17 protein-coding genes, 1 other RNA gene and 3 pseudogenes are annotated in these 22,387 nt (G+C 49.5%); 4 read left to right on the forward strand and 17 right to left on the reverse strand.

Translation table 11 applies throughout. The features are described 5' to 3' along the window. Both ydiV and selO read left to right on the forward strand, forming a co-directional pair. A pseudogene (gene ydiV, locus ACUU1M_RS00005) lies at positions 1–201 on the forward strand (anti-FlhDC factor); the annotation flags it as partial. Between the two features lie 63 nt (positions 202–264). Next, positions 265–1,701, forward strand: a complete 1,437-nt coding sequence (selO, locus tag ACUU1M_RS00010) for a protein adenylyltransferase SelO (protein WP_000175623.1) — start codon at positions 265–267, stop codon at positions 1,699–1,701. A 3-nt stretch (positions 1,702–1,704) separates the two neighbouring features. Here the strand turns inward: selO and hemP are convergent, their stop codons facing one another. The 3 genes from hemP to ppsR all read right to left on the reverse strand — a co-directional run bounded on the left by hemP (position 1,705) and on the right by ppsR (position 4,064). Next, positions 1,705–1,896: a hemin uptake protein HemP gene (gene hemP / locus ACUU1M_RS00015; protein ID WP_001270810.1), complete on the reverse strand. Its 192-nt coding sequence runs from the start codon at positions 1,894–1,896 to the stop codon at positions 1,705–1,707. 131 nt (positions 1,897–2,027) lie between these two features. Continuing rightward, entirely contained in the window at positions 2,028–3,074 is a 1,047-nt protein-coding gene (aroH, locus tag ACUU1M_RS00020; RefSeq protein WP_001082231.1) for a 3-deoxy-7-phosphoheptulonate synthase AroH, read from the reverse strand. A 156-nt stretch (positions 3,075–3,230) separates the two neighbouring features. Beyond that, positions 3,231–4,064 carry a posphoenolpyruvate synthetase regulatory kinase/phosphorylase PpsR gene (gene ppsR, locus ACUU1M_RS00025; protein WP_000368046.1) on the reverse strand — a complete coding sequence of 278 codons (834 nt, stop codon included), beginning with the start codon at positions 4,062–4,064 and terminating at the stop codon, positions 3,231–3,233. Between the two features lie 331 nt (positions 4,065–4,395). Between ppsR and ppsA the strand changes: the two genes are divergently transcribed. Continuing rightward, complete coding sequence (gene ppsA / locus ACUU1M_RS00030) at positions 4,396–6,774, forward strand: phosphoenolpyruvate synthase (RefSeq protein ID WP_000069384.1); 2,379 nt, start codon at positions 4,396–4,398, stop codon at positions 6,772–6,774. 56 nt (positions 6,775–6,830) lie between these two features. On the opposite strand, the pseudogene fadK reads toward ppsA, so the two are convergent. From fadK to ACUU1M_RS00055, 5 genes and pseudogenes are all read right to left on the reverse strand, one after another. After that, positions 6,831–8,477 (reverse strand): annotated as a pseudogene (fadK, locus tag ACUU1M_RS00035) (medium-chain fatty-acid--CoA ligase). A gap of 56 nt (positions 8,478–8,533) precedes the next feature. Next, on the reverse strand, positions 8,534–8,827 hold the full coding sequence (locus ACUU1M_RS00040; RefSeq protein WP_000081083.1) for a ferredoxin family protein: 294 nt from the start codon (positions 8,825–8,827) through the stop codon (positions 8,534–8,536). Then, a complete protein-coding gene (locus tag ACUU1M_RS00045) occupies positions 8,824–10,113 on the reverse strand; it encodes an FAD-dependent oxidoreductase (RefSeq protein WP_001278544.1) in 1,290 nt (429 codons plus the stop codon). The genes ACUU1M_RS00040 and ACUU1M_RS00045 overlap by 4 nt, the downstream gene beginning before the upstream one ends. Positions 10,114–10,168: 55 nt before the next feature. Continuing rightward, entirely contained in the window at positions 10,169–11,107 is a 939-nt protein-coding gene (locus ACUU1M_RS00050; RefSeq protein ID WP_001072709.1) for an electron transfer flavoprotein subunit alpha, read from the reverse strand. A gap of 19 nt (positions 11,108–11,126) precedes the next feature. Continuing rightward, positions 11,127–11,891 (reverse strand): electron transfer flavoprotein, encoded by a 765-nt coding sequence (locus tag ACUU1M_RS00055; protein WP_000692136.1) that lies wholly within the window; start codon positions 11,889–11,891, stop codon positions 11,127–11,129. A gap of 315 nt (positions 11,892–12,206) precedes the next feature. On the opposite strand from ACUU1M_RS00055, the gene ACUU1M_RS00060 reads away from it, so the two are divergent. Beyond that, positions 12,207–13,118, forward strand: coding sequence for an AraC family transcriptional regulator (locus ACUU1M_RS00060; protein WP_000284798.1), 912 nt, complete (start codon positions 12,207–12,209; stop codon positions 13,116–13,118). Between the two features lie 42 nt (positions 13,119–13,160). On the opposite strand, the gene ACUU1M_RS00065 is transcribed toward ACUU1M_RS00060, so the two are convergent. From ACUU1M_RS00065 to ydiK, 9 genes and pseudogenes are all read right to left on the reverse strand, one after another. Then, on the reverse strand, positions 13,161–14,312 hold the full coding sequence (locus tag ACUU1M_RS00065) for an acyl-CoA dehydrogenase (protein WP_000347865.1): 1,152 nt from the start codon (positions 14,310–14,312) through the stop codon (positions 13,161–13,163). A gap of 13 nt (positions 14,313–14,325) precedes the next feature. Next, positions 14,326–15,921 carry an acyl CoA:acetate/3-ketoacid CoA transferase gene (locus ACUU1M_RS00070; RefSeq protein ID WP_000805633.1) on the reverse strand — a complete coding sequence of 532 codons (1,596 nt, stop codon included), beginning with the start codon at positions 15,919–15,921 and terminating at the stop codon, positions 14,326–14,328. A gap of 145 nt (positions 15,922–16,066) precedes the next feature. Further along, positions 16,067–16,825 carry a type I 3-dehydroquinate dehydratase gene (aroD, locus tag ACUU1M_RS00075; RefSeq protein WP_000860162.1) on the reverse strand — a complete coding sequence of 253 codons (759 nt, stop codon included), beginning with the start codon at positions 16,823–16,825 and terminating at the stop codon, positions 16,067–16,069. Positions 16,826–16,855: 30 nt separating this feature from the next. Further along, positions 16,856–17,696, reverse strand: a pseudogene (gene ydiB / locus ACUU1M_RS00080) (quinate/shikimate dehydrogenase). Positions 17,697–17,707: 11 nt separating this feature from the next. Beyond that, positions 17,708–18,979 (reverse strand): MFS transporter, encoded by a 1,272-nt coding sequence (locus ACUU1M_RS00085; protein WP_032157081.1) that lies wholly within the window; start codon positions 18,977–18,979, stop codon positions 17,708–17,710. A gap of 182 nt (positions 18,980–19,161) precedes the next feature. After that, positions 19,162–20,376, reverse strand: coding sequence for an MFS transporter (locus tag ACUU1M_RS00090; protein ID WP_000795599.1), 1,215 nt, complete (start codon positions 20,374–20,376; stop codon positions 19,162–19,164). Positions 20,377–20,475: 99 nt separating this feature from the next. Beyond that, complete coding sequence (locus tag ACUU1M_RS00095; protein WP_001301287.1) at positions 20,476–20,832, reverse strand: YdiL family protein; 357 nt, start codon at positions 20,830–20,832, stop codon at positions 20,476–20,478. A 135-nt stretch (positions 20,833–20,967) separates the two neighbouring features. After that, positions 20,968–21,075, reverse strand: an RNA gene (gene rprA / locus ACUU1M_RS00100) — antisense sRNA RprA. A 185-nt stretch (positions 21,076–21,260) separates the two neighbouring features. Continuing rightward, positions 21,261–22,373: an AI-2E family transporter YdiK gene (gene ydiK / locus ACUU1M_RS00105; RefSeq protein WP_000248626.1), complete on the reverse strand. Its 1,113-nt coding sequence runs from the start codon at positions 22,371–22,373 to the stop codon at positions 21,261–21,263. Positions 22,374–22,387: the final 14 nt, after the last annotated feature.

The raw sequence follows: 22,387 nt of genomic DNA on the forward strand, positions 1-22,387 counted from the left end.
CAAATCACGCATCGCTCCTTCGAACCGTTTATTCGTGCGATCCAGGCGCAAATTTCCCCTTGTTGCAATTGCATCATCGCGGGGGGCATTGATACGCCAGAAATATTGGCACAGATTACCCCCTTCGATTTCCATGCTCTCCAGGGATGCCTGTGGCCTGCCGTTCCTATAAATCAGATAACGACGTTGGTTCAGCGATAACCTTCCTGTTTGCTGGTGTTTAAGACGAGAGTAACCGTCTACACTATCAAACAGATAGGATCTATGACCCTGTCTTTTATTACCCGCTGGCGCGATGAATTGCCAGAAACCTATACAGCACTTTCCCCTACGCCTTTAAATAATGCCCGGCTGATTTGGCATAATACCGAACTCGCTAACACGCTGAGTATTCCATCGTCGCTGTTTAAAAATGCCGCAGGTGTCTGGGGCGGCGAAACCCTACTGCCTGGTATGTCACCACTGGCACAGGTTTACAGTGGTCATCAGTTCGGCGTCTGGGCGGGCCAACTGGGTGATGGGCGCGGCATTTTACTTGGCGAACAACTGCTTGCTGATGGCACTACAATGGACTGGCATCTGAAAGGTGCTGGCCTGACGCCTTATTCGCGAATGGGTGATGGACGGGCGGTTTTACGTTCGACGATACGAGAAAGTCTCGCCAGTGAGGCGATGCATTATCTGGGCATTCCGACGACCCGCGCGTTAAGTATCGTCACCAGCGATTCGCCAGTGTATCGGGAAACGGTGGAGCCAGGCGCGATGCTGATGCGTGTGGCACCAAGTCATCTGCGCTTTGGTCATTTCGAACATTTTTACTATCGCCGCGAGCCGGAAAAGGTTCGTCAGTTGGCTGACTTTGCCATTCGTCATTACTGGTCACATCTTGAAGACGATGAGGACAAATACCGTCTCTGGTTTAACGATGTTGTCGCACGTACCGCGTCGTTAATTGCCCAATGGCAGACGGTCGGCTTTGCACATGGGGTGATGAATACCGACAACATGTCGCTGCTGGGACTGACGCTTGATTACGGGCCGTTTGGTTTTCTTGATGATTACGAACCCGGTTTTATTTGTAATCACTCGGATCATCAAGGGCGTTATAGCTTTGATAATCAACCTGCTGTCGCGTTGTGGAATTTACAGCGTCTGGCGCAGACATTGTCACCATTTGTTGCCGTAGATGCCCTGAATGAGGCCCTGGACAGCTATCAGCAGGTTTTGTTGACGCATTATGGACAACGGATGCGGCAGAAACTAGGCTTCATGACGGAGCAAAAAGAGGATAACGCGCTACTGAATGAATTATTCAGTCTGATGGCGCGAGAGCGCAGCGATTATACCCGCACATTCCGCATGCTGAGTCTGACCGAGCAGCACAGCGCGGCGTCACCGCTACGTGATGAGTTTATTGATCGTGCGGCATTTGATGACTGGTTTGCCCGTTATCGGGGGCGTTTGCAACAAGACGAGGTTAGCGATAGTGAGCGTCAGCAACTGATGCAAAGCGTTAACCCAGCTCTGGTATTGCGCAACTGGTTGGCGCAACGGGCGATTGAAGCGGCAGAAAAGGGTGATATGATGGAATTGCACCGCCTGCATGAGGCGTTGCGAAATCCTTTCAGCGACAGAGATGATGACTATGTCAGTCGTCCACCTGACTGGGGTAAACGGCTGGAAGTCAGCTGCTCGAGTTAAAGGCTACTTAGTTAACAGCAGCTTGCCAGCCTGAGTTTTACGGAGCAGATATTCTTGCCCGTCATGATCGATAATCAGTTTGCCATCCGGACCTAACAGTGTCTGGCTGGTAATTCGCCGGATGGGCTGCGGGGAAGCGGTCTTGTGATTGGCATCCGTTTCAGGCGTGAGTTTTCTGCTATCCGTATAACGCATAAAAATTAATAATAATTGATATAACAATGATTCTTATTATCAATATTATGGCAGGCCAGAGCAAGCAGTAATGTGTTGAGAAGACAACAAGTTGCGCAGAAATGCCCATCCCATCAGGAATGGGCACGCATTCAGAAGCGGGTATCTACCGCAGAGGCGAGTTTTTCGACCAGGCGTTCGGTATCTTCCCAGCCCAGACACGGGTCGGTAATGGATTGACCGTAAGTGAGCGGCTGACCGCCGACGATTTTTTGCGTTCCTTCGCGCAGGAAACTTTCCGCCATAATTCCAGCAATCTCCGTAGAGCCATTGCGGATTTGCTGACAAATATCCTCACAAACTTCTAACTGGCGACGGTGCTGCTTCTGGCAGTTACCGTGGCTGAAATCCACCACCAGATGTTCAGGTAAATCAAACTCGTGCAGCGTATCGCAGGCTGCGGCGATATCATCGGCATGATAATTCGGTTTTTTGCCGCCACGCATAATAATGTGGCCATACGGGTTGCCGCTGGTCTGATAGATGGTCATCTGACCATTTTTGTCTGGCGAGAGGAACATATGGCTGGCGCGGGCTGCGCGGATAGCATCCACGGCAATCCGCGTGTTGCCATCGGTACCATTTTTAAAACCTACCGGACAGGAGAGTGCTGAAGCCATTTCGCGGTGGATCTGACTTTCGGTAGTACGAGCGCCAATCGCGCCCCAACTGATTAAATCAGCAATAAACTGACCTGTCACCATATCGAGGAACTCAGTCGCGGTAGGGACACCCAGCTCATTTACCTGTAAAAGTAATTTGCGCGCCAGCTCCAGACCGTGATTTACCCGATAGCTGCCGTTTAAATCCGGATCGGAGATTAGCCCTTTCCAGCCGACAACAGTTCGTGGTTTTTCAAAATAGGTGCGCATTACGATTTCCAGCCGTGACTGGTACTGGTTGCGCAGCGACTGCAGACGGGTGGCGTACTCCATTGCAGCGGTGAGATCGTGGATCGAGCAGGGGCCAATAATGACCAACAGTCGCTTATCTTCACCATTCAGTATTTTTTCAATTCTGCGGCGGGAGTCGGTGACATGGGTGGCGACGCCAGGCGTTACGGGATACCGTAGCGCGAGTTCGGCGGGCGTTACCAGGCTCTCAATACGCGCAGTACGGAGTTCGTCAGTTCTGTTCATTACAAGTCTCAGAAATTTGTTGCTTCTACGGCAGGACTACCGGAAAGTGATGCGCATCACGATAAACCAATCGCAGCTGATTTCAAGTGCGAGGTGTGTCACACCTCGCCGGGTGGTTAGCATGATAACAAAAAAACAAACCAATGCACTAGTTCTCTAGTACATTCGGCGACTAAGGCCCATGATATCGAGGATCTTGGTGGCAATCTCTTCTACCGAATAATTGGTACTGTTAATCCACGGGATCTGATTTTTACGGTACAAGGCTTCCACTTCCGCGACTTCCATCCTGCACTGACGAAGCGAGGCATAGCGACTGTTCTCCCGACGTTCCTCGCGAATCGCCGCCAGACGTTCCGGGTCGATAGTCAGGCCGAACAATTTATGCTGAAGCGGTTTGAGCGACGCGGGTAGCACCAGATTATCCATATCGTCGGCAATAAAGGGGTAGTTTGCCGCGCGGATACCAAATTGCATTGCCAGATACAGACTGGTGGGGGTTTTACCACAGCGAGAAACACCGAGCAGGATCACCTGAGCCTGATCCAGATTGCGCAACGAAATGCCGTCATCGTGGGCGAGGGTGTAATCAATCGCCGCAATGCGCGCATCATATTTATTGAGATTATTAGGGTTAAGGCCATGGGTACGATGAGCAATCGGCGTTGGATCCAGTTTCATCTCTTGTTGTAGCGGGGCAACCAGCGCCTGAACGATATCCTGGCAAAAGCCTTCACTTTGCAAGATGATGGCGCGAATCTCCGGCAACACGATGGAGTAGAAGACCAGCGGACGCACGCCTGTCTGGTGATAAATTGCGTCAATCTGATCCTTCACTGCCCGTGCACGGCTCTCATTTTCGACAAACGGCAGCGTGATGCTGCTGATAGTGACGGGAAATTGTGACATTACTGCGTGTCCTAATACCTCCGCAGTTATTGCCGTACCATCAGAAATATAAAAAACGTGGCGATCAACAGCATTATCCATTTTGTTCTTCCCGTGAAGCAGACATAATTCTATGAAAGCATAAATTAAAAACGCACAGAAGCGTAGGACGTAATGTCCGGCTTATAAAATGAACCTTCATTTTATTTTTTATGAAAACAGCATTTCATTTTTATGGTTTCGTTTATACCGATGGTTTATGTGGAAATTGTCGAATAGAGCAGGTTTGCGCAACGCTGGGATCAGTCTTAAAAAGTAAAAAAATATATTTGCTTGAACGATTCACCGTTTTTTTCATCCGGTTAAATATGCAAAGATAAATGCGCAGAAATGTGTTTCTCAAACCGTTCATTTATCACAAAAGGATTGTTCGATGTCCAACAATGGCTCGTCACCGCTGGTGCTTTGGTATAACCAACTCGGCATGAATGATGTAGACAGGGTTGGGGGCAAAAATGCCTCCCTGGGTGAAATGATTACTAATCTTTCCGGAATGGGTGTTTCCGTTCCGAATGGTTTCGCCACAACCGCCGACGCGTTTAACCAGTTTCTGGACCAAAGCGGCGTAAACCAGCGCATTTATGAACTGCTGGATAAAACGGATATTGACGATGTTACTCAGCTTGCGAAAGCGGGCGCGCAAATCCGCCAGTGGATTATCGACACTCCCTTCCAGCCTGAGCTGGAAAACGCCATACGCGAAGCCTATGCACAGCTTTCCGCCGATGACGAAAACGCCTCTTTTGCGGTACGCTCCTCCGCCACCGCAGAAGACATGCCGGACGCTTCCTTTGCCGGTCAGCAGGAAACCTTCCTCAACGTTCAGGGTTTTGACGCCGTTCTCGTGGCAGTGAAACATGTATTTGCTTCTCTGTTTAACGATCGCGCCATCTCTTATCGTGTGCACCAGGGTTACGATCACCGTGGCGTGGCGCTCTCCGCCGGTGTTCAGCGGATGGTGCGCTCCGACCTCGCATCTTCTGGCGTGATGTTTTCCATTGATACCGAATCCGGCTTTGACCAGGTGGTGTTTATCACTTCCGCATGGGGCCTTGGGGAAATGGTCGTGCAGGGTGCGGTTAACCCGGATGAGTTTTACGTGCATAAACCGACACTGGCGGCGAATCGCCCGGCTATCGTGCGCCGCACCATGGGGTCGAAAAAAATCCGCATGGTTTACGCGCCGACCCAGGAGCACGGCAAGCAGGTTAAAATCGAAGACGTACCGCAGGAACAGCGTGACATCTTCTCGCTGACCAACGAAGAAGTGCAGGAACTGGCAAAACAGGCCGTACAAATTGAGAAACACTACGGTCGCCCAATGGATATTGAGTGGGCGAAAGATGGCCACACCGGCAAACTGTTCATTGTGCAGGCGCGTCCGGAAACCGTGCGCTCACGCGGTCAGGTCATGGAGCGTTATACGCTGCATTCACAGGGTAAGATTATCGCCGAAGGCCGTGCTATCGGTCATCGCATCGGCGCGGGTCCGGTGAAAGTCATCCATGACATCAGCGAAATGAACCGCATCGAACCTGGCGACGTGCTGGTTACTGACATGACCGACCCGGACTGGGAACCGATCATGAAGAAAGCATCTGCCATCGTCACCAACCGTGGCGGTCGTACCTGTCACGCGGCGATCATCGCTCGTGAACTGGGCATTCCGGCGGTAGTGGGCTGTGGAGATGCAACAGAACGGATGAAAGACGGTGAGAACGTCACTGTTTCTTGTGCCGAAGGTGATACCGGTTACGTCTATGCGGAGTTGCTGGAATTTAGCGTGAAAAGCTCCAGCGTAGAAACGATGCCGGATCTGCCGTTGAAAGTGATGATGAACGTCGGTAACCCGGACCGTGCTTTCGACTTCGCCTGCCTGCCGAGCGAAGGCGTGGGCCTTGCGCGTCTGGAATTTATCATCAACCGTATGATTGGCGTCCACCCACGCGCACTGCTTGAGTTTGACGATCAGGAACCGCAGTTGCAAAACGAAATCCGCGAGATGATGAAAGGTTTTGATTCTCCGCGTGAATTTTACGTTGGTCGTCTGACTGAAGGGATCGCGACGCTGGGTGCCGCGTTTTATCCGAAGCGCGTCATTGTCCGTCTCTCTGATTTTAAATCGAACGAATATGCCAACCTGGTCGGTGGTGAGCGTTACGAGCCAGATGAAGAGAACCCGATGCTCGGCTTCCGTGGCGCGGGCCGCTATGTTTCCGACAGCTTCCGCGACTGCTTCGCACTGGAGTGTGAAGCAGTGAAACGTGTGCGCAACGACATGGGGCTGACCAACGTTGAGATCATGATCCCGTTCGTGCGTACCGTAGATCAGGCGAAAGCGGTGGTTGAAGAACTGGCGCGTCAGGGGCTGAAACGTGGCGAGAACGGGCTGAAAATCATCATGATGTGTGAAATCCCGTCCAACGCCTTGCTGGCCGAGCAGTTCCTCGAATATTTCGACGGCTTCTCAATTGGCTCAAACGATATGACGCAGCTGGCGCTCGGTCTGGACCGTGACTCCGGCGTGGTGTCTGAATTGTTCGATGAGCGCAACGATGCGGTGAAAGCACTGCTGTCGATGGCTATCCGTGCCGCGAAGAAACAGGGCAAATATGTCGGGATTTGCGGTCAGGGTCCGTCCGACCACGAAGACTTTGCCGCATGGTTGATGGAAGAGGGGATCGATAGCCTGTCTCTGAACCCGGACACCGTGGTGCAAACCTGGTTAAGCCTGGCTGAACTGAAGAAATAAAATAAATCCCCGGCGGCGTTCAGTCGCCGGGGTTATGTGATCCCCGAAGATGAAACTTATTCAATCTCTTCACAGACATCCTGCGTTAATCGCCGTATAATATCTTTTCTTAACAAAAACTTTTGTATTTTATCTGAGGCAGTACGCGGTAGTTTTTCGATTACCGCGATATGTTCAGGATATTTATATTTTGCGACCCGTTTACGGCTAAAAAAAGCCACCATCTCTTCCAGCGATAATGAATGATGCGGCGCTTTCAGCACGACATAAGCGCATGATCGTTCACCTAAACGTTCATCGGGCATTGCAACCACACAGGCATCGTGAATTTTAGGATGCTGCAATAAAATATCTTCCACTTCACGGCTGCTAATATTTTCGCCGCCGCGGACAATAATATCTTTTTTGCGTCCGGTAATTTTTATATAGCCAGCCTCATCCATACGGCAGAGATCGCCGCTGTAATACCAGCCTTCTTCATCCAGCGCACGGGCGGTTAATTCAGGTTCATCAAAATACCCCATAAACACATTGGGGCCACGCGATGCTTCTTCACCTTCGCAACCTGGCGGTAAGGTCTTGCGTGCGTCATCGACCACTTTAATCTCTACACCTGCGGCAGCGTAACCATCGGTATGCATAAAGCGCGACAAAGAATTATCGAGATTCACCACCGCATGCGGCGAACTTTCTGTGGAACCATAAACACTTAATAATTTAATGCTGCGCTGCTGGCATTCGCGCGCCACTTTTTTGGGGATTGTGGTACCGCCGCAAAGAAAGAAGCGCAGCGCTGAAAGGTCTGCGGGTTGTTTCTCTAGTAAATTCAAAAGATCATAGACAAACGGCGTTGCGCCTAGCATACAGGTGCAACGCTGCTGCTCAAGCAGCGCGAGACACGCATCAGGAGTGAAAATATCTAACAACACGCTGCGAGCGCCAATTAAGAATGGTGCCGTTACGCCATGCAGAAAGCCCGTTGCGTGACCAAGTGGCGCAGGCATCATAAAGACATCCAGCCAGGTCAGATTCAGCCGCGCGCAATAAGCCCGCTCACTGGCGAGAATATTGTTATGCGTTAGCATCACGCCCTTTGGCAGACCCTCAGTTCCGGAGGTAAACAGCACCGCAGCTAATTCATCGCCGTGGGTCGTTATCGCCGTGGTCAGTGGGATATTGTCGGCGATAATCTGACTTAATGAGAGGGAAGAGGTGGCGGGAGCCAGTTTGTCCACGCCGACAATTTGTTGTAGTTGTGGAAGCTGATTTTGCAGCGGCAGGATTAAATCTACCGGACGCGTTTGTTTAAACAACGTCGGTGCAAAGAACATTTTTGCCTGACACTTATTGAGCACCCACACCAGTTCTGCTTCCCGCTAGGAAGGCAACAGCGGCACGGAAACCGCACCGATTTTCAGGCAGGCAAGATAGATAACGGTAAATTCACACCAGCCAGGCAGTTGAAATGCGATGCGATCGCCTGATTCAATACCCTTCGCTAACATCCAGTTTGCCAGACAGCTCGCGGCGTGATCGAGCGCGCTATAGGTGTACGATGCACCATGATTATCGACCACGGCAATTTTGTCTGGCATCGCACGAGCGGTCTGCTGCCAGTAATCGGCCAGTGAAGCATCGCCCCATAGCCCTTGCTGACGATACGCCGCACGACGTTGTTCGTTAAACGTTAATGTCACTTTCATTTTGGACTCTCGAAACAGAACATCAGGCCCGAGTTGCGGGCCTGTGGGATGCATGATTAGCCGTAGCGAAAATCAATACCGAAGGTGCCTGCGGGATATTGCCACTGTTCGAGAATAGTGTTACCGCACAGCACCCGACAGGTGCCGCACTCCAGACAACCGGCGGGATCAAAATGAATGTTTCCTACGTCATCCTGCTTATAAAGTCCGGCAGGGCAGGCTTTCATTAATTTACGGAATTCATTGATATCGGGATTTTCCGTCAGAATGATATGCGGGTGGCCCTCATCAACATGGAATTTATTGACGCCTAATTTGATGTCGACGTTAACCGTAGCGTTCTGGCTCATAGCGCGGTTGCTCCCTTAATGCCATCTTTCAGCAAGTTGATCAGCCCAATTTTCTTCGCGTGTCCCATGATCATTTTGCGTACCGGCTGGTTTGGTTTGCCGTCAATGGTGAACATCTCGTTCATGATGTCGGCTACCATTCGTGGGTATTGGCTAAACAGGCGCGGGTTTTCCATCAGCGCCGGGATCTTGCGAAAATGCTGCATATCACGCATGACGCAGCTTTGTTCCAGCTCACGTTTGTATTGCGCCAGACTGTTGGCGGAGAAATCCGCGCGTTCTTTGGCGGCGATCACCGTTGTGGCGGCAGCCTGAGCCGATGCAATGGCTAAATCCATGCCGCGGACCGTAAAACCCAAATTCAGGCAGAAGCCTGCGGCGTCACCAACGATCATCACGCCCTCGTTAACCAGTTGCGGCACCATTGCCAGACCGCCTTCCGGCACCATATGCGCGGAATATTCAAGCAGTTTGCCGCCGCTAATCAGCGGGCGAATGGCGGGGTGTTGTTTAAAATCTTCCAGCATTTGCGGCACGCTTTTTTGCGCATGGGCGATATCACCCAATCCACAAACCAGCCCCAAGGATATGGAATCCTTGTTGGTATAGAGAAATCCCCCGCCCATCAGGCCGTCAGAAGGGGAACCGGCAAACAGCCAGGCGGCACCTTCCTCGCCCGTAATATTAAAGCGATCGTTGATCTGTTCTGGTGTGAGGCCAATAACCTCTTTAACACCAACAGCGTAATGATGCGGATCGGAAGCGGGAACCATTCCCAGCGAGCGGCCAAGCATCGAGTTAACGCCATCAGCCAGAATCACCACATTCGCTTCGAGAATATCATCCCCAGCCTGCACGCCAGTGACCTTGTTTCCTTCACGAACCAGCGCGTCGACGCGAACGCCTGGGATAAACTGCGCGCCCGCCTGCTCGGCTTGTTCCATCAACCACGGGTCCAGACGATTACGCAATACGGTATAAGATGCGTGTTGCGGAACATCTGGTTGCTCGCGGTGAAAATCGAGGGTAACGGCGCTTTCTTCGGTTAAGAAGGAGATTTTCTCGCGTGTGACCTTGCGTTCTACCGGCGCTGATACTGCAAAGCCTGGAATGATTGCTTCAAGTGTGTGGGCATAAAGACGCCCGCCGGTCATGTTTTTACATCCGGCACTGTCGCCGCGTTCTATCACCAGGACATCCAGCCCGGCTCGTGCCATGACCAGTGGGGCAACGCTACCAGCAACGCCCGCACCGACCACAATGGCATCAAATTTGTCATCCGACATGCGTTATGCTCCCTTCCCGCTGCGTTTACAGCGGGAGATGTGGTTGAAAGGGGAATTAGCGGCTCAACTGGCTAATCAGGGCAGGGACGACTTTGTAGATATCGCCCACCAGACCGTAGTCGGCATAGTTGAAGATTGGCGCATTTTTATCTTTATTGATGGCGACAATCACTTTTACGCCGTTGCCGCCAACCATATGTTGGATCTGCCCGGAGATCCCCAGCGTCAGGTAGAGATCGGATTTCAGCAACACGCCGGAGACACCGATATAACGTTCACGCTCCATCCAGTTCTCGCCTTCGGCAATTGGACGTGAACAGCCGACTTCAGCATTCAGCACCGCCGCCAGTTCGTGGACCATTTTCAGGTCATCCTGCGCCGCCAGACCACGACCGACGCCAACCACACGTTTTGCTTTGCTCAGGTCCACGCTGCTTGCGGCTTTCGCACGGCGTTCGCGACAGAGAATTTCATGACGCGGAGCAACATAAGGTACCGTTTCTGTCGGGCACTGATGAGAGGTATCACTGGTGCACGGTTCCTGAACACCGGGTGCAAGGGTAATGATCGCCAGCGGGGTGTTGATCTTTTCCTGAGCGAACGCTAACCCGCCATACATCCGGTGTTCGGCGCAAATGTGACCATCGACAATATCCACCGCCGTGGCATCGTTCACCAGCGCCGCATTCAGTTGCACACTTAACCGTGCTGCCAGAGCTTTACCACGTTTCGTCGCGGCCAACAGCAACATAGCGGGGTGTTTATCTTTCAGCAGGGCAGCAATGCTTTCGGCGTAATTTTCAGTGCGTTGCAGCGCGTCGTTTTGCTCAAGAACATAAATACATTTTGGACCATAAGGCATAACTGCCTGCGCCTGGTCGGTATTTTGTACAATGGCATACACCTGTTGGCCCCATTGCTGAGCGCCGCCAAACAGTTCAGCATAACGTTCAGGATTATCGCTAAAGACCCAGACGCTGTTTAATTGATTCATCGTTTCTTCTCCGTAGGCTTCAGTTCAGGGCTTTCTTCAGATGTTCCGCCAGCTCGGCAATGGCCTCCGGCGAATCGTTATCGAGAATGATGTGCTTACGTTCTGTTTGCGGCGGTACGCGAATGCCGACCAGTTCAGCAAGTGGCGCGCTCTGGCTCCAGTCAATATCACTTGCCTGCCACTGATTTACCGGTTTTTTACCCGCGCCGAGAATGGCTTTCATCGAAGGAATGCGTGGCACGTTAATATCGGAGGTGACGCAGAGCACGGCTGGAACAGAGAGTTCAATAACTTCAACATCATCTTCAAGCGTGCGTTCAATCACCAGTGTATTGCCCTGACGCTGAATAGCACTCACTGCATTAATCACCGGAAGTTGCAGAATTTCTCCGACCAGCAAGCCAACCTGCTGGGCATAAAGGTCGCCGGAACCTTCACCAAAGATCAGTAAATCGAAGCCGATCTTTTCAATTGCTGCCGCCAGCGCTTTTGCGGTATCGAGAGGCAGTGCATGTTCAAGTTGCGCATCCTGCACCAAATACAGGCTGTGCGGCCCGCGGGATAGCACGTCTTTGCGCACTTTCGAGTTCTGCAACAATGAGCCGCCAACGGTCAGCGCGGCTATCTCATCGTCATCTGTTGCGAGCTGGCTTGCAGCTTCAATGGCATTGAGATCGAACTGGCTGATTTTGGCGTCGGCATTGTCGAAATTCAGGGTGTATTCTGGAGTGACAACAATGTCCTGTTCTTCAGGCACCAGCTTAAAGCAGGTTATTATTTTCATGATTTCTCCTGTGAGTCGCATACGGAACCATCTCCGATGGAAGGTAAAAATGGCCTGAAAATAGTGTGCGATAGCGGTGCGGGGGTTTCGACGGAGCAAGCTGTTTTCCTTGCCAACAATCTTGCAAAAAAAATGCGATTGCTAAAACAAAAGTGCAATTTGCGGCAATATAGTTATTCCATGACCGTACAATCTTGCATTCAGTGTAAATAATCTTGTTTAGCTCTCGCTAAACGCGGTTGTATAACCGCAATACACGCCGTATTTTATCCGGCATATATTGTTTTTGCTTGCTCATGGAATAGGGAGGTTGTCATGTATCAACGCTGTTTTGATAATGCCAGTGAAACGCTGTTTGTCGCCGGTAAAACGCCACGGCTTTCACGTTTTGCATTTAGCGATGATCCAAAATGGGAGTCTGGACATCACGTTCATGACAATGAAACCGAGCTGATTTACGTCAAGAAAGGGGTTGCAAGGTTTACCATCGATTCTTCGTTATATGTCGCACATGCGGATGACATTGTGGTGATAGAACGCGGCAGGCTGCATGCGGTGGCCTCTGACGTTAACGATCCGGCAACGACGTGTACCTGTGCGCTGTACGGCTTTCAGTTTCAGGGGGCTGAGGAAAATCAGTTACTGCAACCGCATTCTTGTCCGGTAATTGCCGCGGGGCAGGGAAAAGAAGTCATAAAAACCTTATTTAATGAGCTAAGTGTGATTTTGCCGCAAAGTAAAAATAGCCAAACATCTTCGTTATGGGATGCATTTGCCTATACATTAGCAATTCTTTACTACGAAAACTTTAAAAATGCTTATCGTTCGGAGCAGGGGTATATTAAAAAAGATGTTCTGATAAAAGATATTCTTTTCTATCTGAATAATAATTATCGCGAAAAAATCACTTTAGAACAGTTATCGAAAAAATTTCGTGCCAGCGTCAGTTATATTTGCCATGAATTTACCAAAGAGTATCGTATTTCCCCTATTAACTATGTTATTCAACGGCGTATGACGGAAGCAAAATGGTCACTCACTAATACTGAATTATCACAGGCAGAGATCTCCTGGCGTGTGGGTTATGAAAATGTCGATCACTTTGCCAAACTGTTTTTGCGCCATGTCGGTTGTTCGCCCAGCGATTACCGTAGGCAATTTAAAAATTGTTTTGCGGAACAAGAAATCTTATCTGAATTTCCTCAACCGGTAAGTCTTGCCGGATAAATCTGGCGGCGCACTTTGTTAAAAAGCTGCGCCGCCTGCAGATTATTTGTTCTGATAGTCTTTCAGGATCTGCCGACCTGCTACGTAAATCATAATTTCGTCTGTACCGCCGCCGATACGTTCACAACGGACATCACGCCAGAAGCGGGAGACGCGCGCCTCATCGGTATAGCCCAGACCGCCCATGATTTGAATCGCATCATCAATGACTTCCATTGCGGTACGTGCACAGTACAGTTTTGCCAGCGCCGCGCTGGTGCGCAGTGATTGATGCTGATCGGCTTGCCATGCCACTTTCAGCACCATGTTGCGCATGTTGTCGATCTTAATCGCCATCAGCGCCAGTTTTGCCTGGATCATCTGGTTATGCCCAATGGGTTTACCAAAAGCGATACGCTGGTTGGCATAGCGAGCGGCATCTTCAAAGGCACACTCGGCAAAGCCGGTGCTGCGCGCGGCGTTGATCAGGCGCTCCATCTCAAAGTTGTACATCACATTGAGGAAACCCATTCCTTCTTCGCCCACCATGTCGCTCTCTTCAACTTCCACGTTGTCGAGATAGACTTCGCAGGTGCTGAGCATATGCCAGCCGATTTTATGCAGCGGGTTAATCTTAATGCCTGGCTTACTGGAGTCGACCCACCACAGGGTGAAGGCTTTTTTGGGATCTTTCGGTTGCGGATCGCGCGCCAACACCAGCATATACGGGTACTCTTTCGCACCGGTAATAAAGGTTTTCTGTCCGTTGATGTAAACCTTGCCGTTTTTACGCGTGTAAGTGGTAGTGGCACTGTTGTTGTCTGAGCCTGCGCCTGGCTCCGTCAACGCCAGGGCATAGGCGGGATCACCCGTTTCCAGTGTGCTTTCTGCCGTTTTACGTAGCTGCTCTGCAGAACCGAAACGGCGCATACTGTGAATACATTGACCGTTGGTAATCAAAAATGCCGGAGCACCGCATTTTGACACTTCCATCAGCGCCAGCATCTGGGTAACGTAATCCGCAGGGATACCGCCGAACTCTTCCGGCACACCAAGCATGGAAATACCGTTATCCGCCAGTGCCCGCATAAACTCACGCGGGTATGTCCCGTTTTGATCGCAGGTGCGGGAATACTCTTCCGGAAAGTTAGTCGTAATCAACTCGCGAATACTGGCCAGCAGCAGTTCTTGTTCTTCAGTTAAAGAAAAATCCATCGTGATACTCCTGTCAATGAGCCGCTTCAGGCAGGACAAAACCCATCGCCGCATCGATAAATAATCTTTCGTCCATCAGTTTGAGTTCTGGCGAAATCACTGGGGTGAAATCCATTTTGTCGAGAATATCTTTTTGTAAATCGACGCCAGGAGCGATTTCGATTAAATGCAGGCCGTCTTCTTTCAGCGTGAATACAGCACGTTCGGTGATGTAACGAACATCCAGTCCCCGTTCGAGCGCGATTTTTCCGCTGAAAGTAATTTCCGGTAGTTCCCGAATAAATTTCTTCACCCGTCCTTCCTGGACGATATTTAATTTGCCGTCGGTAATTTCTGTTTTTAAACTGCCCGCAGTTAACGTGCCGCAGAAAATAATTTTCTTCGAGGTGGCACTGATATCAATAAATCCACCGGTACCCATGATTTTGCCATTGAATTTATGCACGCCGACGTTACCGTGCTGGTCGACTTCAGCAAAACTCAAATAACAAACATCCAGACCACCACCGTGATAAAAATCAAACTGGGACGTCATATCCAGAATGGCGCGGGTATTCACGTTCGCGCCGAAGGCGATACCCTGTGAAGTAATTCCGCCAATCGGACCTGTTTCTACCGTCAGAATAAAGTCATCAGCACAACCTTCTTCCCGAGCGACCAGGCCAATGCCGTCAGCAATACCGACGCCGACATTCCCCACCGCGCCTTTACGCATTTCGAATAATGCGCGCCGCGCAACTAATTTACGTTGGTTTAGGGGCAGGCTAAGTTTGGTACTGTCATCAAGGGTGAAGTCACCAGAAATAAAGCGGTTAACCGGTGCACCGCCATACAGTTGGGTTTGATCCGGATCGACCACCACAATATCCACCAGATAACCCGGAATACGGACAGATTTAGGATGCAGCGTGGCTTTCTTAACCATTTTCTGCACCTGCATCATCACAATACCGCCGTTATTGTGCACTGCCTGGGCAATAACCAATGCGTCGAGATACATCACCTCATCTTCAAAAGTGGCGTAGCCTTCGCTGTCGCAGGTGGTAGCGCGAATGAAGGCGATATCTGGCGCAATCGCTTTGTAATAGAGATATTCTTTGTTATCAAACTCGACCAGTTTAATCAGGTCTTCTTTAGTGACTTCATTCAGTTTGCCGCCTTGCTGGCGTGGATCGACAAATGTCCCGATGCCAATATCACTAATAATACCAGGCTGGTGGGCTGCGGCGGCGCGTAAGGTTTGTGTAAGTACACCTTGTGGATAGTTATAAGCAATAATTTTATTTTGTTCTGCGAGATCAGAAATACGCGGCGATTGTCCCCAGTGACCGCATAATGCCCATTTCACCAGACCTTCTTGCGCCAGCGGACTAATACCGCGGTCGGCGCGATCGCCAAGCCCTGTTGGACTAATAATCGATAAATTACGTGGCGTTTGAGTCTGTTTATATTTATCAGCAAGAGCAATAATTAACGTGGTGGCTTCCAGAATACCGCCGCCAGCGCCTAACACACAAAGTGTTGCTTCGTCGGGAATATAATTCACCGCTTCCTGTGCCGACAGGACCGGCACTCGTCCATTAATACGAGGTGGTTTTACAGGTTTCATTGTTAATTCCTGATTCAGGTGTGATTTTCCCTACGCCAGATGGAGAATTAGCGCACAGAGACTCACGAAATATTTTTATAAAATACGGTTAAAAATACTTTTTTTATTTCGGCGGGGGAGGGTATTTCCGCCGAAATATTATTGCTTATGCCTGATGTAAAATAGTTAATACCGTGCGCAAATCATTTACCGAGATTTGCCCTGGCGCAGAGGCTTTTTTTACCGCACCAAAAGTTGCCGCCGAGCCAAATACTTCACCAGCCAGACGAGAAATTACGCCAGTTTTTGCCATCGACATCGTGATGATTGGACGATCGGCATACTGCTCCTGCATCTCCAGGGTCGCGGCAAGCAACGTCAGCACATCGCTGGTACTTTGCGGCATCAGCGCAATCTTAGGAATATCGGCGTCGAAGGACTGCATTTTGCGCAGACGGGCAATGATTTCTTCGGCTTCCGGCGTTTTATGGAAGTCATGGTTGGACATGACAACTTTCACATCATGCGCGTGGGCGTAGGCGACGGTTTCTTTGACCTGATCATCGCCGGTAAATAACTCCAGATCGATCATATCAACCAGGCCGCTGTCGATGGCTGCACGATTGAGAGCAATATAAGCCTCGGTGGAAATCGCCTGCTCGCCGCCTTCTTTGGCACTGCGGAAGGTAAACAGCAGCGGTTTTTCTGGCATGGTTTCACGGAGAATTTTTGCCGCCGCCATGACAGACTCCACATTGGAGAGGTCGGCAAAGTGGTCCACACGCCATTCCAGAATATCAAAGTCCGCTTCACGATAGGCGAGAGCTTCGGATTTCACGCGGGCGATATCTTTCGCCATCAGCGAGACGATGATTTTAGGTGCGCCCGCACCAATGACGAGATCTTTTACAGTTACGGTTTTCATTTTTTACCCTTTCTGCACGCGGTCAGCCTGTCAGGCACCGAACCCCATGACCTGTTTAACATATTCCAGAGGGAAATCTTTGCCAGTCCATAACGTGAACTGTTCAGCCCCTTGCCACAACAACATGCCGTATCCATCAATCGTTTTGCAACCAGCTTGTTGTGCCTGCTGCAATAACTTCGTCATATGCGGGTTATACACGCATTCAGTGACCAGCAGTCCCGGATGTAACAGACTGATATCATTAACCAATGATTCATTCTCAAGGGGTTTCATACCTACTTTTGTGCCATTGGTTAAAATGTCGGCGGAAGCCAGGGCTTCAGCAAAGACTTGCTGATCGGCGAGATCGGTAACCGTGACGACACAATCGGTGTTTTCGTTAACCCGCTGCGCGAAGGCGAGGGCTTTATCGAAGAACTCATCCCGACGGTTAAAGAGTTTAATTTCTTTTAAACCTTCAATTGCCCCCTGCGCGCCAATCACCGTTGAGGCACCTCCGGCCCCTAACAGCACCATCGTTTTGCCTTTGATATCAAAACCGCTCTCTTTAATGGCGCGAATATGGCCCGTGCCGTCGGTGTTATAGCCACGCAGATAGCCATCATCATTAACGATGGTGTTGATGGCACCCACCAGTTTGGCTGCTGGCGTTAATTCATCAACATATTCACACACCAGTTCCGCGCATTTTGAGGGCTTTTAATCCTTCAATTGCTCCGGGAAAGCTATCGTTATCCACTTCGAAGGCCATATAGGTAAATGGCAATCCCGCTTTTTCTAAGGCTTTATTCTGCATTTCAGGCGATAAACTGTGGCGGATAGGATAAGCCATCAATCCAATCAATTCGTATTTTGCGGTAACATCCATAATTAACTCCTTTAACCTCTATGCTTAATTGTGTTTAACCGGGTGCTAAATTTGCGTTCGCCAAACCGCACATCATTCTCAGGAATAATAAAAACGCGGTAATAGCGGCTAAAAACAATAATTGCGGTAATCAGGGCCAGCAGCGCGAAAGTAAAATCGAGAACAATGATATATTGCAGGCCGATGTTCGACAGATAACCGGTAATCAGCGGAATAACAAAGTTAGCCAGTCCACCCATCATCATATAAATACTGGTGACTTTGGCTTTGCTTTTGGGGAAAAACTCTGACATGACCGAAACACCGAGCTGTAAAATGCCGCCAGCTGCTGAGAAACCGATAACAAAGGCGCCGGCATTACACACCAGTGGAGAAGGGTACAGGTAGATAATGGCAGCTGTTATTGTTGCCAGCGCAGAGTTAAATACATTAGCCCAGATGGGCCGGACCATTTTTTTCAGTAGTGCGGCAAAAATAAAGACACAGACCAACGAGCCCATACTGTAATAAGAGATGGTTTTTAATGCCTCAGCTTCTGACATACCAGCAAAAGCCATCGCATATTTGGGCATCCACACCACAATCACATAAAAGGTCGAGAATGCGGCTACACCGAACAGTACTGATGAAACACCTTCCAGCCAGACTAACGGTTTGCTGTTCATTTGCGGTAATTCATTAGCTACGCTGGCGTCCACCAACTGGCTGGGGAATTTGCTTTTCAACAGCATCAGCGTGATCAGTACAAACAGAATACCCGGAATAATCAGCCCATAGCCGTACCAGATATTATTGAGCAACATATAGCTCACCAGCATTGGGTAGAACATTTGCCCAAATGACACCATCGCTTTAACCAGTATGACCGCCGAACCAGAGGCTTTCGGAAAGCATTCCATGAGCGCGGGGTAGCCACCCGTATCCAGCGCTGAGTTAGCGATACCTACGCACACTGCCAGACCGTAGGCGAGAGTTAAATTCGGGCAAGCGGGAATACCAAAGAAGAATAGCAGATACATTATTACTGCCATTAATATCACCGCCCGACGACCAAACTTATCGGAGATCACACCGAAGAATAAAATACTGATCAATCGCCCCAAACCGATACCGGAAATTAAATAGGCAATGCCCGCGTTGTCAGTGGAAAACTTTTCTGCCAGAGATGTCATATTTTGGGCAAGCGTAATAACACTAATGCCGTGCAGGAAATAGCTGAAGTAAATACAAAGAACAGCCAGGATAAATGGCGTGCTGAAAGATAATTTCGTTACCGTACGTATTGTTCTCCGACGGTTTACATAATTACTATACTGAAGATGATTTTCCCTGGGTACATGGCATAAAGTTTATGTTTCCAGGAATATTGCATGTCATAGTTTGTTTTTGATCGCGATTTTCCTTAGTTAGCGCAGAAAGAGTTATTTATCCGTAAGATCTTGCATGACCTGAAAAGAATATTGCATTACCCACCCGGAGCGACATTTTCCTTTAGCGAGTGATGCCGCGTTTTTTTGCGGCTGCGTAAGCCGATAAACAGTGCCAGTAAAAAACCGATGGCAGCGATGGCGGTATCGAACCACATAATATCGGCAATACTTCTTTGGGACAGATGAGCCGTAATCAACGGAATAGTAAAGGTCGCAATACTGCCCGCACTGTAATAGATCCCTGTAGCTTTACCTTTAGCGTAAGGGAAACGTTCAGCCATTAACGTCAGGCCAATTTGCACAACACCTCCAGCAGAGGTAAAACCAATGACAAAAGCAAATATTATCACCACATAAAATGTGGGATGCAGGCAGACGGTAAACAGAGCAATAAATGAGATAAAGGTGTACAGCATCAGTAATGTTGTTGGGCGAACGGTATTACGAATGAGTGGAGCGGTAATAAATACACAAAGCAGCGAACCCACGGTGTAGATACTGAGTAGTTTGATCGACATAGTGTATGACATGCCTGCAACAAATTGTCCGTACTGTGCCAGCCACTGGCTAACCAGATAAAACGTTGCCATTGAGATATAGCCATATAAGGTATAACTGGCTAAATCGATAATTGAACAGCGATGTTCCGTAGAGCTGGTGGTTTTCTTTATGACAGGTAAGCGACGACCCGGATGGGGTGGGAACGTACAACGGTATAAAAACAGAGCGTTAATAAACATAATGCCTGCAGCAATCATAAAGGACCAACCGAACCACAGTTCAGCCCACACTAACAGGCTAATGATTAGCGGTAATAAAAATTGTCCGCTGGAAACAAATGCTTTAATTAAAATATTGGCTGTCCCAGGTGAGCGTGGAAAAGCTTCCATCAAACTGGGATAAGTGCCTGCATCGAGAAAACTGTTTGCCATTCCCGCCAGAAAGCCAAAAACATAAGCGATAATGATGTTATTGGTCTGCAGGATGCCAAAAAAGAAGGCCATATAGCAGCACATCCCGAGCATGATAAAAGGGCGGCGACCAAAGCGATCGGATAATAATCCTGCAAAAAGCAAGACACTTAATCGACCAATGCCCAGCGATGAGATAACTATCGAGACACCCGCGGCATTAGTCTGCCAAAGTGTCTCCAGCGAGGCCATATTCAGGCTCATCAAAATGACGCCCATACCATGCACCAGGTAATTAAAATACAACCCAAGTGCGGTAGGGTAATAGGGATTTTTCATAGGTTCTACTTAGCAAAGGTGCTTTAAAAAGTGTAGCGATGTTGTGTCAGTATCCATTCATTATTGTTGTAACAACGACAATTCCTTTCTGTGGAAAAATTAACAAAGTCGCTCCAGATCGTGTGCATATAATTCAGCGGCTACCGATTGATAGATCTTCCAGTCAATAAAATTGCCATCAGGGTAGACTTGTTGAAACGCGGTTAAGTCGGGGAAAAAACGCATGGTGTTGTTGCCGATGCGGTTATTTATTTTCTCTATGATGGCATGAAGATGTTTTTTTCGTTGCTGACGCATAGCCAACAGTTGCTCGACTACACAATCAGGAATGGCGCATTTGCCATTTTCCCACTGACGCCAGCTTTCACTGTCACCGGTCTGGGCAATCCAGGTCGCGCATTCATCAATAGTCATGGCAAAAATATGGCGGAGTGCCTGGAGTTCATAAGCGTTCATCGTGTAATGGCTGCATGAAATAAACAATAAAATATAAATAACATTATCAGCCTGCTGACGGCTTGAAGAGAGTCACAGTATCTTGTGCAACATTATTGGAAAGAGTGAGGGGCGAGGTAGCGAAGCGGAAAAATGTTAAAAAAAAGCCCATCGTGGGAGATGGGCAAAGACTACACACAGCAATTCGTTGTTTCACTCAGGGGATTTCCATGCTTATAAATCAATATGTTGATTTATAACCGTGAGCTAATAGTAGGCATACGGACTTTTTGCGTCGATCAGATTCGTCTCATTAGTTTAAAAACTGTAAAGAATTTGCGACAGGTACTACCAGCTGAATGGCGGTAAGCAGGAAAATATGGGGAAGAGCAAGCAAATATCAATTAGCGGTGATTAACAATCAGGCGGCAGAGCCGCCTGATGAGAAATTACTTATTCGGTTTCTCGATTTCGCCAAGTTCTTCGAGAATTTCTTCCGGTTGGTCCGTCGGCGGCGGGACTTCTTCCACCCACGCGGCAAACAGACGCCAGGAAACGGCTAACAGAACCGGACCAATAAACAGACCGATCATCCCGAAAGCAATCAAACCACCAATAACGCCAGAGAGGATCAGGATCAGCGGTAAATCGGCACCCATGCGAATTAACATTGGGCGGATGACGTTATCCAGCGTGCCAACCACACCGCTCCACACTAACAATACCGTTCCCCAGGTGGTATCGCCGGTCCAGTAGAGCCAGATAATCGCCGGAATCAGTACCGGCAACGGGCCAAGCTGGACAAGGCAGGAGAGGATCATTAACACCGTTAGCAACGTTGCATAAGGTACGCCGGATACGGCGAGGCCGATACCGCCAAGCACTGCCTGTACTAACGCCGTCACCACCACACCCAGCGCCACCGCGCGGATAGCCTGTGCCGCCAGCAGCACGGCGGCATCTCCGCGAACGCCTGCCAGACGGGTTGCAAAATGGCGAATGCCTTGTGCCACCTGTTCACCGCGCCAGTACAGCAGGGCACAGAAGAGAAGCATCAGCGCACAATGCACCATAAAGCGCCCGATATGCGCCGCCTGCCCAACGAACCAGGTGGTGGTGGTGCCAATATAAGGGCGGACTTTCGCCATGATCGCCGTACCCCCCATATCCAGCAAGTTGTGCCAGCCTGCATACAGCTTCGCGCCAATCACCGGAATGGTATTAAGCCACGCCAGATCGGGTAACGTCATGTCGCCGCTGGAAATGGCTTTAATTAGCGGGCCGCTGCCGTCGACGATACTGTTAACCAGCAAAGCAATAGGGATGATAAACACCATCACTAATAACAGCGTCATCACCAGAACGGCGAGAGAGCGGCGGCCAAACATGATCTTTTGCAAACGTAACAATACCGGCCAGGTGGCGATAACCACCGTACCGGCCCATGCAAAGCCGAGAATAAAGGGTTGAACAATCCACAGACATGCCACAATCATGATGGCTAAAAACAGCACCGAAAGCAGAATTTGTGCGACATCCCTGGGCTGACGAACATTTACCATAACTACTTTTCACC

The organism is Shigella sp. SIG6, assembly GCF_053555815.1.

Coding starts and splice junctions, on each gene's coding strand:
- selO (WP_000175623.1), top strand. CDS start 265: ATGACCCTGTCTTTTATTACCCGCTGGCGCGATGAATTGCCAGAAACC.
- hemP (WP_001270810.1), bottom strand. CDS start 1,896: ATGCGTTATACGGATAGCAGAAAACTCACGCCTGAAACGGATGCCAAT.
- aroH (WP_001082231.1), bottom strand. CDS start 3,074: ATGAACAGAACTGACGAACTCCGTACTGCGCGTATTGAGAGCCTGGTA.
- ppsR (WP_000368046.1), bottom strand. CDS start 4,064: ATGGATAATGCTGTTGATCGCCACGTTTTTTATATTTCTGATGGTACG.
- ppsA (WP_000069384.1), top strand. CDS start 4,396: ATGTCCAACAATGGCTCGTCACCGCTGGTGCTTTGGTATAACCAACTC.
- ACUU1M_RS00040 (WP_000081083.1), bottom strand. CDS start 8,827: ATGAGCCAGAACGCTACGGTTAACGTCGACATCAAATTAGGCGTCAAT.
- ACUU1M_RS00045 (WP_001278544.1), bottom strand. CDS start 10,113: ATGTCGGATGACAAATTTGATGCCATTGTGGTCGGTGCGGGCGTTGCT.
- ACUU1M_RS00050 (WP_001072709.1), bottom strand. CDS start 11,107: ATGAATCAATTAAACAGCGTCTGGGTCTTTAGCGATAATCCTGAACGT.
- ACUU1M_RS00055 (WP_000692136.1), bottom strand. CDS start 11,891: ATGAAAATAATAACCTGCTTTAAGCTGGTGCCTGAAGAACAGGACATT.
- ACUU1M_RS00060 (WP_000284798.1), top strand. CDS start 12,207: ATGTATCAACGCTGTTTTGATAATGCCAGTGAAACGCTGTTTGTCGCC.
- ACUU1M_RS00065 (WP_000347865.1), bottom strand. CDS start 14,312: ATGGATTTTTCTTTAACTGAAGAACAAGAACTGCTGCTGGCCAGTATT.
- ACUU1M_RS00070 (WP_000805633.1), bottom strand. CDS start 15,921: ATGAAACCTGTAAAACCACCTCGTATTAATGGACGAGTGCCGGTCCTG.
- aroD (WP_000860162.1), bottom strand. CDS start 16,825: ATGAAAACCGTAACTGTAAAAGATCTCGTCATTGGTGCGGGCGCACCT.
- ACUU1M_RS00090 (WP_000795599.1), bottom strand. CDS start 20,376: ATGAAAAATCCCTATTACCCTACCGCACTTGGGTTGTATTTTAATTAC.
- ACUU1M_RS00095 (WP_001301287.1), bottom strand. CDS start 20,832: ATGAACGCTTATGAACTCCAGGCACTCCGCCATATTTTTGCCATGACT.
- ydiK (WP_000248626.1), bottom strand. CDS start 22,373: ATGGTAAATGTTCGTCAGCCCAGGGATGTCGCACAAATTCTGCTTTCG.